14 protein-coding genes and 1 pseudogene are annotated in these 14,359 nt (G+C 61.7%); 13 read left to right on the top strand and 2 right to left on the bottom strand.

Going from position 1 to position 14,359, the window contains the following annotated elements; genetic code table 11:
* Positions 1–49: 49 nt before the first annotated feature.
* Entirely contained in the window at positions 50–424 is a 375-nt protein-coding gene (locus tag RQP55_RS11765; RefSeq protein WP_410000288.1) for an Lrp/AsnC family transcriptional regulator, read from the bottom strand.
* Between RQP55_RS11765 and RQP55_RS11760 the strand changes: the two are divergent.
* From RQP55_RS11760 to RQP55_RS11740, 5 genes and pseudogenes are all read left to right on the top strand, one after another.
* A pseudogene (locus tag RQP55_RS11760) lies at positions 425–1,060 on the top strand (IS3 family transposase); the annotation flags it as partial.
* Positions 1,061–1,080: 20 nt separating this feature from the next.
* Positions 1,081–1,356: a hypothetical protein gene (locus RQP55_RS11755; RefSeq protein ID WP_315610388.1), complete on the top strand. Its 276-nt coding sequence runs from the start codon at positions 1,081–1,083 to the stop codon at positions 1,354–1,356.
* 143 nt (positions 1,357–1,499) lie between these two features.
* Entirely contained in the window at positions 1,500–2,354 is an 855-nt protein-coding gene (locus RQP55_RS11750; protein ID WP_315610387.1) for a DUF305 domain-containing protein, read from the top strand.
* Entirely contained in the window at positions 2,355–2,594 is a 240-nt protein-coding gene (locus RQP55_RS11745) for a hypothetical protein (RefSeq protein WP_315610386.1), read from the top strand. It abuts the gene before it with no gap.
* Between the two features lie 3 nt (positions 2,595–2,597).
* Entirely contained in the window at positions 2,598–3,128 is a 531-nt protein-coding gene (locus tag RQP55_RS11740; protein ID WP_315610385.1) for a hypothetical protein, read from the top strand.
* Between the two features lie 230 nt (positions 3,129–3,358).
* Here RQP55_RS11740 and RQP55_RS11735 read toward each other — a convergent pair whose 3' ends face one another.
* Positions 3,359–3,772: a helix-turn-helix domain-containing protein gene (locus RQP55_RS11735; RefSeq protein WP_315610384.1), complete on the bottom strand. Its 414-nt coding sequence runs from the start codon at positions 3,770–3,772 to the stop codon at positions 3,359–3,361.
* A gap of 69 nt (positions 3,773–3,841) precedes the next feature.
* On the opposite strand from RQP55_RS11735, the gene RQP55_RS11730 reads away from it, so the two are divergent.
* The 8 genes from RQP55_RS11730 to RQP55_RS11695 all read left to right on the top strand — a co-directional run bounded on the left by RQP55_RS11730 (position 3,842) and on the right by RQP55_RS11695 (position 14,072).
* Positions 3,842–4,483, top strand: a complete 642-nt coding sequence (locus RQP55_RS11730) for a cation transporter (RefSeq protein WP_315610383.1) — start codon at positions 3,842–3,844, stop codon at positions 4,481–4,483.
* Positions 4,480–5,055, top strand: coding sequence for an isoprenylcysteine carboxylmethyltransferase family protein (locus tag RQP55_RS11725; protein WP_315610382.1), 576 nt, complete (start codon positions 4,480–4,482; stop codon positions 5,053–5,055). The genes RQP55_RS11730 and RQP55_RS11725 overlap by 4 nt, the downstream gene beginning before the upstream one ends.
* On the top strand, positions 5,052–5,414 hold the full coding sequence (locus tag RQP55_RS11720; RefSeq protein WP_315610381.1) for a DUF3703 domain-containing protein: 363 nt from the start codon (positions 5,052–5,054) through the stop codon (positions 5,412–5,414). The genes RQP55_RS11725 and RQP55_RS11720 overlap by 4 nt, the downstream gene beginning before the upstream one ends.
* A 44-nt stretch (positions 5,415–5,458) precedes the next feature.
* On the top strand, positions 5,459–5,800 hold the full coding sequence (locus RQP55_RS11715) for a hypothetical protein (RefSeq protein WP_315610380.1): 342 nt from the start codon (positions 5,459–5,461) through the stop codon (positions 5,798–5,800).
* A gap of 61 nt (positions 5,801–5,861) precedes the next feature.
* Positions 5,862–7,082 (top strand): TolC family protein, encoded by a 1,221-nt coding sequence (locus RQP55_RS11710; RefSeq protein ID WP_315610379.1) that lies wholly within the window; start codon positions 5,862–5,864, stop codon positions 7,080–7,082.
* Positions 7,083–7,085: 3 nt separating this feature from the next.
* On the top strand, positions 7,086–8,267 hold the full coding sequence (locus RQP55_RS11705) for an efflux RND transporter periplasmic adaptor subunit (RefSeq protein ID WP_315610378.1): 1,182 nt from the start codon (positions 7,086–7,088) through the stop codon (positions 8,265–8,267).
* A gap of 1 nt (position 8,268) precedes the next feature.
* Positions 8,269–11,514, top strand: coding sequence for a CusA/CzcA family heavy metal efflux RND transporter (locus RQP55_RS11700; RefSeq protein ID WP_315610377.1), 3,246 nt, complete (start codon positions 8,269–8,271; stop codon positions 11,512–11,514).
* Between the two features lie 74 nt (positions 11,515–11,588).
* Positions 11,589–14,072 carry a heavy metal translocating P-type ATPase gene (locus RQP55_RS11695; protein WP_315610376.1) on the top strand — a complete coding sequence of 828 codons (2,484 nt, stop codon included), beginning with the start codon at positions 11,589–11,591 and terminating at the stop codon, positions 14,070–14,072.
* Positions 14,073–14,359 lie beyond the last annotated feature (287 nt).

Below are 14,359 nucleotides of genomic sequence, written 5' to 3'. Positions count from 1 at the left end.
TGGTTTTAGGCATAAACGGTTGAAAATGGCGCGATCGGTTTCGCGCTTTCTACAACTTGGGAAGGCGGCGGGGAACGGTCAATGATTGGACAATGGCCGTATCGGTCGACGAGAACGGAACGAAGCGGTCGATGATGGTTTCGAGTTGTTGGACGTCGCTAACGATCACTTTCGCAAGAAAACAATCCTCACCGGTCACACGGTCAGCTTCTACTACCTCGGGCGTATCGATGAGCATTTGAGCTACTCTTTTCATTTCGCCAGGCATGGCGCGCATTCGCACATGTGCAGCAACGCACAGACCAAAAACCTTGGGATCGACTGTGATCGTATAGCCCCGGATGGCGCCCGCGTCTTCCAGCTTGTGGATGCGTTCAGTTACACTTGGGCTCGATAGGCCAATACGCGCAGCAAGGTCGCGGATCGTCATGCGGCCATCAAGGTGCCGCAGAAGCAACCGAAGCGGGGAAGGCTCTGGCTCAACGACGGATCATGTATCCGCCTGCGGCCAGAGTATCCGGGGCACGTGTGGTCTTACGACTTTGTCGAGGGGCGCACGCACGATGGCCGCAAGTTCCGCATCCTGTCGATCATCGACTAGGCCAGCCGGGAGTGCCTGGCCCTGCCGGTAGCGCGACGGTTGCGTAGCGAGGACGTTCTGGCAGCCCTGGCTGAACTGTTCGTTACGCGAGGGCCGCCAGCACACATACGGTCAGACAACGGCCCCGAGTTCATCGCCAATGCCGTCCAACAGTGGCTGGCGAAGATCGGCGTGAAGACGCTCTACATCACACCCGGCAGCCCATGGGAGAATGGCTACTGTGAGTCTTTCAATGGCTCGATGCGTGATGAGCTCTTGAATGGGGAGATCTTTTACACTCTGGCTGAGGCAAAGATCCTGATCGAAGCCTGGCGCCGCCACTACAACACTGTCAGGCCACATAGCTCCTTGGGGTATCGCCCACCAGCCCCGGAAACGGCGACACCGCCATGGCAGCCCTCCGGTTCCGCTTCGCTCCACCTGCGGTCACCCATGGCGCCGGAGGCAATCTTGCACTAACAATTAACGCGGACCACTCAGTGGGGGCCGGTCACTACGCCACCTATAATGGGGCCTTCATCGTCTATCTGACCGAAATCATTCCGGGCCATGTTCGCACCGTCGGCTTCAGCCTTGCCTATAGCATGGCGACGGCGATTTTCGGTGGCTTCACGCCCGCCATCAGCACCGCATTGATCGGCGTGACGGGGGACAAGGCGATCCCCGGCGCATGGTGCGCCGCCGCCGCCCTCATTTCCCTGCTCGCGCTGCTGATCGGCAGCCGCATCAACCGCCACGTGGAGGGGCAGGCCTGAACACTCACTAACGTTTCAAAACCAACGATAAAAAATCCGGGAGAATTTGACATAAACAAAACTGAAAAGCCTGTTCGCCCAAGGGACCGCGCTCATGCCCATGGCATTGGCGCTGGCGATCACGACACCGGTCATGGCGCAAGATGCTCGCGCATCATCGCGGCGCAATTGCCCTGTCCGATGCCGTCATTGCCAAAGGCTCCGACCCGAAAGTGCGCGCCGCAGCACAGAAAACCAAAGCCGATCAGACCAGGGAAGTCGCGATGATCGAGGCGATGCTAGCAGGCAAGCCCATGGCGACCGCGTCCGTACCGCCGCAACCGAACGCCAGCCCGGGCGTCCCGGCGCCTGCGCCGCGACCGTCCGCATCTTCCCCGAAGCCTAAGCCCGTGCCGCCAAAGCCGGCGCCAGATAGGCCAGCCGCAACATTCGTCCGACATAGCGGTCCGAGACGCCCTCGGCATCGGCTATGTCCTGGATCGTCGCTGCTGCACCGCTTTCGAGCTTCCGCCGCCAGCGCAGTCTTCAAATGGGACCGTGACGGCGCGCTCATCTGGGCCCGAAATGTCTCCGGGCCCTTCATCAACGGCGGCTGGATCGATGCCAGCGGCAATGTCTACCTTGCCGGTGCTTACTACTCGAGCAACTACTATGGCTGGCTGGCCAAGCTCGACACCTCTGGCACCCTGCAATGGCAGCGCAGCCTCAACGGCTCCGGCCAGGAACTCTGGTACAATGCGGCGGTCGATGCATCCGGCAACGTCTATGTGGCCGGCTATTCAACATCGAGCGGCGGTTCCGGCAATGCCGACGCGTTGATCGCCAAATACAACAGCGCCGGCACCCTGCTGTGGCAGCGGTCGATTGGTGGCTCCGGCAACGAATATGCCAGCCAGATGGCGCTGAGCCCGGACGGCAGCCTGCTGGTCCTGGCGGTTAGCTCAACGGCGATGGTGTTCTCCATCTACACGATGATGGACTTCTCGCCCTACGGTTAAATGGATCTGTGCGGCGCCATCGTCAAAGTGCCCATCGATGGATCAAAGACTGGCATCTGGTCAGTGGCGGGAGCCTCGACCCAGGGCGTAACCTACAGCGCCTCATCACCCAGCATCGGCAACACCTTCTGGTCTCTGACCTTCCGCAGCTTCTCGTTGCTGAGCCGCACTCTGACCGCGGGCACACCGTCCTACAGCTTTGTGACCGGGTCCTACACCAACACCACGACCGGGATTTGACCCATGATCATTTCGCATGACCGCCAAACGCTGTTCATTGGCGTGCCAAAGAACGGATCGCAGACTGCGCGGGCTGTGCTGGGACAGATCGGTGTCGATTTGGTTGGGGAGATGGGACGGCATCCGACAGTGCCGGAAGCGATCAGGTTGGCTGAGGCGCACTTTCCAGGGGAGGCTATCGCGCCGACGGCTATTTATGCCTTCTGGCGGGATCCGGTCGAGCGGTTCTGCTCGGCTGTCGAGTTCCATAAGTGCTGCCTGCCGAATTCTTTCATTCAGCTGTTTCCGGAGCGGTTCGTTGGGATCGAGCCACATCCGCGGTGGTTCGAGACGGATGCCGAGACCATCGATCTGGATATCGGCTGCCGTGCGCCCCGGGTCGCTCGCCTTGCCCGGAAGCATAGCCTCGATCCGACGCCACTGCGCCTCGCTCAACTCGTATCGCTTGATCCCCATGACGCCTCCGCAACTGCGGAAACCCATGAATCAGACATCATCCCGTTTGGGAATCCTCTGAATGTCGATACAGCCTAGGGCTCAACTGCGCAGGCCATGCCAAATTCCAAGTGAGGTGCGGCACCGTGATGTCTATCTTCAAATCAATGGTGAGAAAGCAGCGTGGCGCAAGTTCGGGCGAGGATGTGAACCCACTCCTGAAGACAATCGGGATCAGTTGGAGCATCGGCCAGCTCTGAAGACCCGAGGCGCCAGTCATGAGATCCGGTATGCACCTTCATAACATGTGAAAAATGATAATCTGCTGTTTATACGTGATCCCTGTGGCACATGGTGTGATCCGCTAGTGACTCGATTACACGACAATCGGCAGCCACGCCGCCCCGGCAGCGACCAATTATTTGCGATAGTTCGCCCCGCAGCGTGATGAGCTGATCAATCTTTTTTTCGACTTTGGCCAGATGCCGTGTGGCGATTTGGTCGGCCTGTGAGCACTCACGCTCGGGGTTGTCGACCAGATCAAGTAGTGAGCGCACCTCTTCGATGCTGAAGCCAAGCTCGCGCGAGTGACGAACAAAAGCCAGCCGCGTCCGATGCAAGTCGTCATAGGCGCGGTAATTGGCTGAGGTGCGCGCAGGTGCCTTCAGGAGGCCGATACGTTCATAATAGCGTATCGTCTCGATGTTGGTACCCGTGGCACGGGAAAGCTCGCCGATTTTCATTGCTTGACCCTGTAGTTGCTACAGGGTGTAGATAGTGTCCGACTCGGAATTTGTCGAGAAAGATATTGGATGTCGGACGATTGCTGCCAAAGCGCATGCGGAAGCGAAACGGCCAAGGCTGACCCGCGCTGGCGGCGGGTGCTTTGGGTTGCACTGGTCGTCAACGCGGCCATGTTCGCGGTCGAGATGATCGCGGGCGCGGCGGCGGACAGCCGCGCGCTCCAGGCCGACGCGCTCGACTTCCTGGGCGACGCGGCCAACTATGCGCTGAGCCTCGCCGTCGTCGGCGCTGCGCTGGCGTGGCGGGCGCGGGCTGCGCTGATAAAATCGCTGTTCATGCTTGGCTTCGCGGGCTGGGTGTTCGGGAGCGCTGTGCTCGCATTCGTGAACAACAGCTCGCCCGATCCGGCCACAATGGGCGGGGTCGGTGCGCTGGCGCTGGCGGCGAACGCTGGCGTCGCTGTCATGCTCTATCGCTATCGCACCGGCGACGCGAACATGCGCTCCGTCTGGATTTGCTCGCGTAATGACGCGATCGGGAATGTCGCGGTTATGCTGGCGGCGCTCGGCGTGTTCGGCACGGGCAGCGCATGGCCCGACTTGATCGTCGCCAGCATAATGGCGGGGTTGGCCCTGACCGGCGGATTTCAGGTGTTCCGCCACGCTATCGCAGAATTGAAGTCCGCTCCCATTGTGGTGAAGCAGGCATGACCGCCGGGCTTCATTCCATCCCACTGCTGGCGATGCTTTCGATTGTCGCGGCGACGCTCGTTCGTGGGATCGCCATCCGGCGCAAGACGGGCGACCGGCCCTGGGCATTTGCCTCGGCGAAGGGCGTCCAGCGGATCGCGGGGAGCAGCTTCGCATTCAGTGTGGCGGCCTTGATCGCCGCCGCCGTGCTTGCACCGGTGAGCGACACTGGCTGGACGATAACGGCAGCGATCATCGCGATTGTCGGGGCGGCAATTGTCATGGTCGCGCAGGTACAGATGGGCCGGGCGTGGCGCGTCGGCGTGCGCGAAGGCGATGCGCCGCTGTTCATTTCGCACGGACTGTTTCGTTACAGCCGCAATCCGATCTTCGTCGGTATGATGCTGGTCGGGCTTTCGGCGGCAATGGTGTCCGGAACCTGGTGGAGCTGGTCCGGCGTGGCGGTTTTCATTGCATCGTGCGCGGTGCAGGTCCGGATCGAGGAGGCGCACCTCGAAGCGAGTTTTGGTCAGTCCTACCGCGAGTTCCGGTCGTCGGTGCCGCGCTGGGTTGGTTTTGGAACGGCGGCATGACGATCCCGGCAATTGTTCACGCGAAACGGTTGATCGCCGTCGAAATGGCAGCGTATGCAGCGTCCCGAACTGTCAATGACATCACCGCTGCCTGGACCGCCCTTGAACGCGCGCACATTATTTCCCAACCCTATTTGGGGCCGCACCTTGCCAATCATTGGGCGATGCTCGGCTTCGCAGTGGAACAACGGGATTGGCGCGAGGTCATCGGACAAGCCATCCGCCTTGCGCTTGCACCACTCGGGTCGCTCACAGGGCGCATTCCCATAGGCAATACCGGACGCTCCAACGTCAGCGCGTTTGAATCGATGGCAATTCCTGACGATCTGCGCGACGCGATGGCGCGGCGGGACCAATGAGGAAATCTTTGCCGTTTCCACGCCATGCTGCTACGCAGCATCGGATGCGGGGTCGTTTTACTTCACTGCTCGTTCTGTTCGGGCTGTTTTTCGGCATGATCGTCATGCCGGTGATTGCTCATGCCAGCGGCAACAGCCCCGTCCATGCTGGCGAAATGCTCGACATTCACGAAATTGACGCGGCCGATCATTCGCATTCGCAGGGTGCGGACAAGGATATTCCCTGTCACGCGGTCAACCATCATCATTGCAGTGTCGCGCTGCAACTTGATGCGCCGCGCATCAGCCTGAACGGGTTGTCCAAGGGCGCGTTGGTGCGTCCGTCGGCAACCTCGCCGCTATTGTCTCGCAGCCAGGCTCCGCCGCTGGAGCCGCCCGCAGCCTGAACCGTGCCGCCGCGCGGGGGGACTTCCCTCGCGCGCCCGTCATGCGTTCAGGAGTTTCCACATGAGATTGTCATTGCGTACCGCCTTGCTGGCGGGCGCGCTTATCGCCAGCAGCGGGGCGGCATTGGCCGAACCCGTGAGCTTGGCACAGGCGCTCGCCCAAGGGGCGGAAAAATCGCCGCGCGTTGCCGAAGGGAAGGCGAAAGCCGACGCGGCCGAGGCACGAGCGCGGCAGGCCGGAGCCTCACCAAATCCCGAACTCAGCGTTGAGGTCGAGAACTTCGCCGGAACCGGCGTATTCCAAGGTTTTCGCAGCACCGAGACAACCCTGGCGTTGAGCCAACGGATCGAGCTGGGCGGCAAGCGGAGCGCGCGCGTCGCGGTCGCTTCGTCCGAGCGTGACTTCGCTTATCTGTCTTACCGTGCCGCCGAGGCCGATTTGGCACGCGACGTTCGCGTGGCCCATGCCGAACTGCGCGCCGCCGAAGACCGTGCAGTGCTTGCGCGCGAGAATGTCGCTCAGGCGCGCGAACTGGCGCGAACCGCGCGGTTATTGGTCGAGGCCGGACGCGATCCGCCCTTGCGCCAGCTTCGTGCCGAGGCGGTGCTGGCCGAGGCGCAGGCCGAGGAAGCCCGCGCCTTTGGCGAATTGCTCGCTGCCCGCCGCCTGCTTGCCGACCTGATCGGCAGCAGCGATCCCGAATTGTCCGCCACGCCGATCTACGACGAGGCCGCGCCCGGCGCTTTGCCGCCCGCAACGCCGTCGCTTGACGAGCAGCTTGCCGCTGCCGAGCGCGATGCCGCGCAGGCGCGCATCCGGGTGGCGCAGGCTGAGGCGGTTCCCGATATCACCGCCAGCGGCGGCGTCCGCCGCATCAGCGATGGGCGTGAAACTGCCTTCGTTGCCGGGTTCTCGATCCCGCTCCCGGTGCGCAACCGCAATCGCGGCGGCATCGAAGCCGCGCAGTCGGACGCGCTCGCCGGTGAAGCGGCGCTGGCACAGGCGCGGCTCAATGCCAGCCGTGCGCAGCATGATGCCCGGATGTTGCTCGGGGCCGCCGATGCGCGGGTAGAGGCCTTGTCCGGGCCGTCGTTGGCGCAGGCCGAAGAAGCGGTGCGGCTCGCCCGTATCGGTTACAGCGCGGGCAAGTTTAGCCTGATCGAACTGCTCGACGCGCAAGCCGCGCTCACCACCGCCAAACTCGCGCTGATCGAGGCTCGCCTCGACCGCGCTCGCGCGCTCGCCGCGCTGATCCGCGCCAATGCGCGCGCAAGGGATTGAACCATGACCGAAGAGACAAACAGGAAAAAATTGATCGCCGGTGCCGCGATCGCCGCGCTCGTGCTGGGCGGAGGCGGCGTGATGCTGGGCCGCACGGTGTTCGCGCCCGCGACCACCGCCAGTGCCGATGCCGAAGAGGGCGAGCATGGCGAGGAAGAAAACCACGGTCCCAAAGGCTTTGTCATGATGGACGATGCGCGCGCGAAAGCAGCGGGTATCGTCACCGAAGCGACGCAGGCGGGCGCGCTTGGCGCTGAAATCATCGCGCAAGGCGTGGTTGCCGCAGCGCCCAATGGTGAGGCGGTGCTGACCGCACGCGCCGACGGGGCGCTCACCCGCATCGTTAAGCAGCTCGGCGACAGCGTGAGCGCGGGCGAGACTATCGCCTATCTCGAAAGCCGCGATGCCGGTTCAATTGCCGCCGAGCGCAGCGCGGCCTCCGCTCGCCTCATTGCCGCCCGCGCCGCCTATGCCCGCGAGAAAAAGCTGTTCGATGCCCGCGTTACCTCGAGGCAGGATTTGGAAGCCGCACAAGCGACGCTTGCTGAAGCCGAAGCCGAGGCGCGGCGCACGCAATCGGCGGCGGGCGCAGCCAAGATCACCGGCGACGGGCGCTTTCTGGCAGTCACTAGCCTGATTTCCGGGCGGATCACCAAAGTCGATGCGACACTCGGCAGCTATGTCGCGGCAGGCACCGAACTCTTCCGCGTCGCCGATCCGCGCAAAATCCAGATCAATGCCTCTGTGCTCCCCACCGATGCCCGTCGTATCCAACCGGGCGACCGCGCGGTCATCGAATTGTTGGGCGGCGATACGATCAACGCGACCGTGCGTGCGGTGACGCCGAGCCTCGATCCCGAAAGCAAGGCGGCAACCATCGTGCTCGTGCCTGATGGCTTCGGCCAGCTAACCGCCGGGCAAGGGCTGCGCGTGCGCATTACGCCTCGCAACGCTTCGCCCAGCGCCAGCATCGGTGTTCCCGAAGAAGCCGTGCAGTCGGTCGAAGGCCGTGATGTGGTGTTCGTCAAAAGGCCAATGGGCTTTCAGGCAACCAACGTCACCGTCGGGCAGCGCAGAGCAGGCCGGGTCGAAATCGTCGCTGGGCTGAAACCCGGTGCCGTGATCGCGACCAAGGGCGCATTTCTTCTCAAAGCCGAACTCGGCAAGGGCGAGGCGGAGCATTGAGATGATCGAAAAACTTCTCGATGCGGCAATCCGCTTCCGCTGGGGCGTGGTCGTCGCCACGCTCATCGTTGCGGCCTTCGGTGTCAGCCAGCTGTTCAAGCTGCCGATCGACGCCGTTCCTGACATCACCAACAAGCAGGTACAGATAAACACCGTCGCCCCGGCCTTAGGGCCGCTCGACATGGAGCGGCTCGTCACCTTTCCGATCGAAACCGCGATGGCAGGGATTCCGGGGCTGGAAAGCTCGCGCTCGATCTCGCGCAACGGTTTCAGCCAGGTGACGGTCGTATTTGAGGAACGCACCGATCTCTATTTTGCGCGCCAGCAGGTCGCCGAGCGGCTGACGCAGGCCAAGGAAAGCCTGCCCGATGGCGTTGAGCCGCAAATGGGGCCGGTGACCACAGGGCTTGGCGAAGTGCTGATGTATGTCGTCGAGTACGAACCCGCTGGCACCAAGGCGAACCCCAAGATCGCGGGCAAGCCCGGCTTTCAGCCCGATGGCAGCTATCTGACCACCGACGGCAAGCTGCTGACCGACGAGGTGTCGAAGCTCGCCTATCTGCGGACCGTCCAGGATTGGGTGATCCGGCCACAGCTTCGCTCAGTCGAAGGGGTTGCCGGGATAGACAGCATCGGCGGCTATGAAAAACAGTTCGTTGTCGAGCCCGATCCGGCCAAGCTCGCAAGCTACCACATCTCCTTTTCCGAACTCGCCGAGGCTCTCGAAAAGGCCAATATCTCGGTCGGCGCTAACTTCGTCGAACGCGGCGGCGAGGCGTTTCTGGTCAAGGCCGATGGCCGCATCCGCACGCTCGACGAAGTGGGCCAGGCGACGGTTGCGACGCGCGGCGGCGTTCCCGTCACGGTGCGCGACATCGCAAATGTCCGCATCGGCGGCGATCTACGCACCGGCGCAGCGTCCGAAAATGGCAACGAAGTCGTGATCGGTACGGCGTTGATGATTGCCGGCGGCAACAGCCGGATCGTCGCCAATGCGGTTGCCGAGCGGCTCGATCAAATCGCCAAGTCGATGCCGCCGGGGATCAAGATCAAGACCGTGCTTGACCGTTCCAAGCTGGTCAACGCGACGATCTGGACGGTCGAGAAGAATTTGCTCGAAGGTGCGTTGCTGGTCATCGCGGTGCTGTTCTGGCTTTTGGGCAACATCCGCGCCGCAATTATCGCGACGCTGGTCATCCCGCTCTCGTTCCTGATGATGGCGATGGGTATGAACGCCACCGGCACATCGGGCAATCTGATGAGCCTTGGCGCGCTCGACTTTGGCCTCATTGTCGACGGCTCGATCATCATCATCGAGAACTGTCTGCGACGTCTGGCCGAGCGCCAGCATCACGAAGGCCGGATTCTGAACCTTACCGAGCGGCTGCATGAGGTGTTCGAGGCGTCGCGCGAAATGGTGCGCCCGACGATCTTCGGGCAGGCGATCATTTTCCTTGTTTTCGCGCCATTGCTCACCTTCACCGGGGTCGAAGGCAAGATGTTCACGCCCATGGCAACCACGGTCATGCTGGCGCTGGCCGGGGCCTTCATTCTTTCTCTTACTTTCGTCCCGGCGATGGTCGCCTTGCTCATCCGTGGCGAGGTTGCGGAGAAAGAAGTGAAAGCGGTTGCTTTCGTCAAGGAGCGATACGAACCGCTGCTCGCCAAAGCGATTGCGCGACCGTGGCAATGGATCGGGGCGGGCGCCGCCTCGCTGGTGCTGGCAGGTCTTGCTTTCACGATGCTGGGACGCGAGTTCATTCCACAGCTCGACGAGGGCGACGTCGCGCTGCAAGGCATTCGAATCCCTTCTACCTCGCTAAACCAATCACTCGCCTTGCAGATGCAGATTGAGAAGGCGGTGGCGAGCCTGCCCGAAGTTGCCTTCATGTATTCGAAGACCGGCACGGCGGAGGTTGGCACCGATCCGATGCCCGCCAATATCTCGGACTCGTTCGTTATCCTGAAACCCAAAGACCAATGGCCCGACGGTGTGGACACCAAGGACCAGGTGATCGAACGGCTCGAAGCCAAGCTCAAGCCGCTGGTCGGCAGCGCTTTCGAGATCAGCCAACCGATCGAGCTGCGGTTCAACGAACTGATCGCGGGCGTGCGTGGCGACATCGCGATCAAACTCTATGGCGACGATCTGGAGGAAATGGGTGCGCTCGGGGCAAAGGTCGCTTCGATCCTCAATACCGTCCCCGGCGCGGCGGACGTGAAGGTTGAGCAGACTCAAGGCTTCCCGCAACTCGACGTCAAGTTCGACCGTGACGCCATTGCGCGTTACGGCCTGACATTGCAGGACGTGACCGACACCGTCGCGGCCGCGCTCGGCGGGCGCAAGGCAGGGATCGTATTCGAAGGCGACCGAAGGTTCGATATCGTCGTGCGCTTGGCCAATGCGGGACGTAACGACCTCGATGGAATTGGCGCCTTGCCGATAATGTTGCCGCAGGAAGGCCAATCGGTGCCACTCAACGCTGTCGCAACGTTTTCGCTATCCGAAGGCATCAACCAGATCAGCCGCGAGAACGGCCAGCGACGGGTTGTCGTCCAGGCCAATGTGCGCGGCAACGATCTTGGCTCGTTCGTCAGTGAGGCGCAGTCGAAGATTGCGGCACAGGTTCAGCTTCCTCCTGGCAGTTCAATCGAATGGGGTGGGCAGTATGAAAATTTGCAAGCCGCCAGCCAGCGACTCTCAATCATCATCCCCGCGGCCCTGCTCACGATCTTTGCGATTCTGACCTTTGCTCTCGGCGGGATCAGGCAAGCAATCGCGATCTTCTCGGCTGTTCCGATGGCGTTGGCGGGTGGGTTGCTTGCGCTCTTCATCACCGGGCAGAACTTCTCGATTTCGGCGGCAGTGGGCCTGATGGCGGTATCGGGTGTCGCGGTGCTGAACGGATTGGTGATGATGTCTACAATTAAGGAAATAATAAATGCGGGCAGGCCAGTCGCCGAAGCGATAAGGGAAGGCGCGCTGAAACGGCTGCGCCCCGTCATCATGACCGCTACCGTCGCATCGCTTGGCTTCGTGCCTATGGCGCTTGCCACCGGCAAGGGCGCGGAAGTGCAGAAGCCGCTCGCCATTGTTGTGATCGGCGGCCTCATTACCTCGACAATACTGACGCTCTTCGTCCTGCCCGCGATCAGCCATCTGCTGCTCAAGGGTCGGCACAAGCATCACATCGCGGGGGATTACAGCGACGTCGACCAGTTTGGCGGGGAACTGCCCGAGAAATGAGGTTGCTGGGGCGGTCAGGACTTGGCCGCCCCAATCCATAATCCAATTCGCTGCTTGCCAAGGAGAACCACGGCATGACCACCAGGGCCCAGTATGATATTCCGCTCGTGCTGCCCGGTCTGCCGGATGTGGCGGATGCCTGTGTCGAGCGCCTCGTTGCCCTGTTGAAGCCGCGAGCTGGTGTGACCGAGGTTCATGTTCTGCCGGCAGTGGACGCGGCGCCGGCAAAGCTCTGCATTCATTATGACCACGATGCCCTGTCGCTTGCCACCATTCGCAGCGAAGTCCATGCCGCCGGTGCCGAAATCGCGCAACAGTTCGGCCACCTGCTCTGGCAAGTCGACGGCGTAGTCCATGCGAGGCGAGCGCGAACCATTGAAGGGCGCGTTGGGCGGCTACCCGGCGTCCTGGAAGCAGTTGTCAATCCGGCGGGTGCCGTGCGGGTCGAATTCGAGCGGGCGAAGATCACCGAGAGCCAGATTGAAAAAGCACTGGCTGAAATGGGTGTGGCGCCATCCGAACAAGCAGCGGCACCAACACAAGAAGTTAGAGAGTTGCCCGCCGAAGCGCCGCCGCATGAATGCGCAAAGCCAGCTGAGGCTGAGCGTGAACATGAGCACGAAGGGCCACTCGGCGCGAACAGCGAATTGATTTTCGTACTGGCCTGCGGCGTATTTCTCGCAACGGGCTTTGCCATTGAGAAGCTCTGGCAGAGTGTGCCTGCCTGGCTAGCGCTTGGATGCTATGTCGGTGCCTACGGTTTCGGAGGCTTCTTCACGGTTCGCGAAGCCATCGACAACCTTCGACTCAAACGTTTCGAGATCGATACGCTAATGCTAGTGGCGGCCGCAGGAGCTGCCGCGCTGGGTGCCTGGGCCGAAGGAGCGCTCCTCCTCCTTCTCTTCAGCCTTGGCCATGCGCTCGAACACTTTGCGATGGGCCGGGCGAAGCGGGCCATCGAAGCGCTGGCGGACCTCGCGCCGCGAACAGCATTAGTACGAAGGCTTGACGGAAGTACCGTGGAAGTCGGGGTCGAGGATCTCGCGGTAGGGGAGATCGTGATCGTCAAGCCGGACCAACGGATCGCGGCCGACGGCTTTGTCATCAAGGGGGCCAGCGCGGTCAACCAGGCGCCGGTGACCGGCGAGAGCATTCCGGTCGACAAGCGCGCGGTTGACGATCCCGCTCAGGCTCGCGCCAACCCGGATCGGCTGGATGCCGCGTCCCGTGTCTTCGCTGGCACGATCAACGGCAGTGGCGCGATCGAGGTCGAGGTGACCCGGCTAGCGAGCGACAGCACACTCGCCAAGGTCGTCCGCATGGTCAGCGAAGCGGAGACGCAAAAATCGCCCACCCAACGCTTCACGGATCGCTTCGAGCGCATGTTCGTTCCGGCTGTGCTCGGTCTGGCGGTGCTGCTTCTCTTCGCGTGGGTTGTGATTGACGAGCCGTTTCGCGACAGCTTCTATCGCGCAATGGCGGTACTCGTTGCCGCAAGTCCATGCGCCCTCGCGATCGCTACACCGAGCGCCGTGCTTTCCGGTGTCGCGCGAGCAGCACGCGGTGGCGTCCTGATCAAGGGAGGCGCCCCCCTCGAATTGTTGGGCTCACTTGATGCCATCGCCTTTGACAAGACCGGCACTTTGACGAGTGGCGAGCCGCGCATTCGCCAGATCATTCCTGCGTCGGGCGTGACCAAAGAAGAATTGATGGCGATCGCCGTCGCGGTGGAAAGTCTGAGTGGTCATCCACTGGCACAGGCGATTGCCCGCGACGGGAAGGCGCATGTCGGAACCTTTGCTGATCTCCCTGCTACCGATCTTAAAAGTCTGACTGGCCGTGGGGTCTCCGCAAGAGTCGAGGGTGAGCTGATCCTGATTGGCAAGGCGGAAATGTTCGGTGCCGACGGTGTCGAGCCACTGTCGCAACCAATGACAGACGCCATCGAACAACTTCGTCAAACGGGTCATACGACGATGGTCGTTCGGCGCGGCGATCAGGATCTTGGCGCCATCGGCTTGATGGATACACCACGTGAAGCAGCGCGGGCAACAATCGAGCGGCTCCATGCCATAGGCATACGCCGCATGATCATGATCTCGGGCGACAACCAGCGCGTTGCCGAAGCGGTCGCGAAGCAGGTTGGACTCGAAGAAGCCTGGGGCGACCTGATGCCCGAGGACAAAGTCCAAGCAATCAGAAAGCTGCGTGCCGAATTGAGGGTTGCTATGATTGGGGATGGCGTCAACGATGCGCCCGCGATGGCGAGCGCTACCGTTGGCATTGCCATGGGAGCCGCCGGATCAGACGTCGCTCTCGAAACTGCCGATGTTGCCCTGATGGCGGACGACCTTGCCCTTTTGCCATTTGCGGTCGGTCTCAGCCGAAATACCCGATCTATCATTCGTCAGAATGTGTTCGTCAGCCTTGGAGTGGTTGCGCTCCTAGTCCCAGCAACGATTCTTGGCCTCGGTATTGGCCCTGCCGTTGCGATGCACGAAGGCTCTACGCTGGTTGTTGTGTTTAACGCATTGCGGCTTCTCTCATACCGCGAATGAGCTAATCGTAGTGCATCTGAGTGAAGAAATGTGCCGGTTGACGAAGTCACCTTAGCGCCAAATTTGGAGGCGGTTTTATTTACCCCAGCTGTTGGAAAGCGCGGGCGTCATGTCGACGCGTTCCAAACTTACCACGATTTCTACAAGGATGAATTGCATATTCCCCAGAGATGGGGTGGATGCCGCTCTCCCCAACGGTGTCATAATGCACCAGCATTACGGTGCATTAGCCATCGGGATAGGAGAGGCAACCATGACGGACGTAGTAATTATCGGGGTCGATCTGG

The organism is Novosphingobium sp. APW14 (genome assembly GCF_032337075.1).
Classification (GTDB): domain Bacteria; phylum Pseudomonadota; class Alphaproteobacteria; order Sphingomonadales; family Sphingomonadaceae; genus Novosphingobium.
Note: the sequence above shows the minus strand (reverse complement) of the source record. Positions and strands in the feature narration are given on the sequence as shown.

Bases quoted from the DNA above. Each gene is read 5' to 3' on its own strand.
- RQP55_RS11700 (WP_315610377.1), top strand. From the start codon at position 8,269: ATGATCGAAAAACTTCTCGATGCGGCAATCCGCTTCCGCTGGGGCGTG.
- RQP55_RS11720 (WP_315610381.1), top strand. From the start codon at position 5,052: ATGACGATCCCGGCAATTGTTCACGCGAAACGGTTGATCGCCGTCGAA.
- RQP55_RS11710 (WP_315610379.1), top strand. From the start codon at position 5,862: ATGAGATTGTCATTGCGTACCGCCTTGCTGGCGGGCGCGCTTATCGCC.
- RQP55_RS11725 (WP_315610382.1), top strand. From the start codon at position 4,480: ATGACCGCCGGGCTTCATTCCATCCCACTGCTGGCGATGCTTTCGATT.
- RQP55_RS11730 (WP_315610383.1), top strand. From the start codon at position 3,842: ATGTCGGACGATTGCTGCCAAAGCGCATGCGGAAGCGAAACGGCCAAG.
- RQP55_RS11695 (WP_315610376.1), top strand. From the start codon at position 11,589: ATGACCACCAGGGCCCAGTATGATATTCCGCTCGTGCTGCCCGGTCTG.
- RQP55_RS11740 (WP_315610385.1), top strand. From the start codon at position 2,598: ATGATCATTTCGCATGACCGCCAAACGCTGTTCATTGGCGTGCCAAAG.
- RQP55_RS11745 (WP_315610386.1), top strand. From the start codon at position 2,355: ATGGATCTGTGCGGCGCCATCGTCAAAGTGCCCATCGATGGATCAAAG.
- RQP55_RS11715 (WP_315610380.1), top strand. From the start codon at position 5,459: ATGCGGGGTCGTTTTACTTCACTGCTCGTTCTGTTCGGGCTGTTTTTC.
- RQP55_RS11705 (WP_315610378.1), top strand. From the start codon at position 7,086: ATGACCGAAGAGACAAACAGGAAAAAATTGATCGCCGGTGCCGCGATC.
- RQP55_RS11735 (WP_315610384.1), bottom strand. From the start codon at position 3,772: ATGAAAATCGGCGAGCTTTCCCGTGCCACGGGTACCAACATCGAGACG.
- RQP55_RS11750 (WP_315610387.1), top strand. From the start codon at position 1,500: ATGCTCGCGCATCATCGCGGCGCAATTGCCCTGTCCGATGCCGTCATT.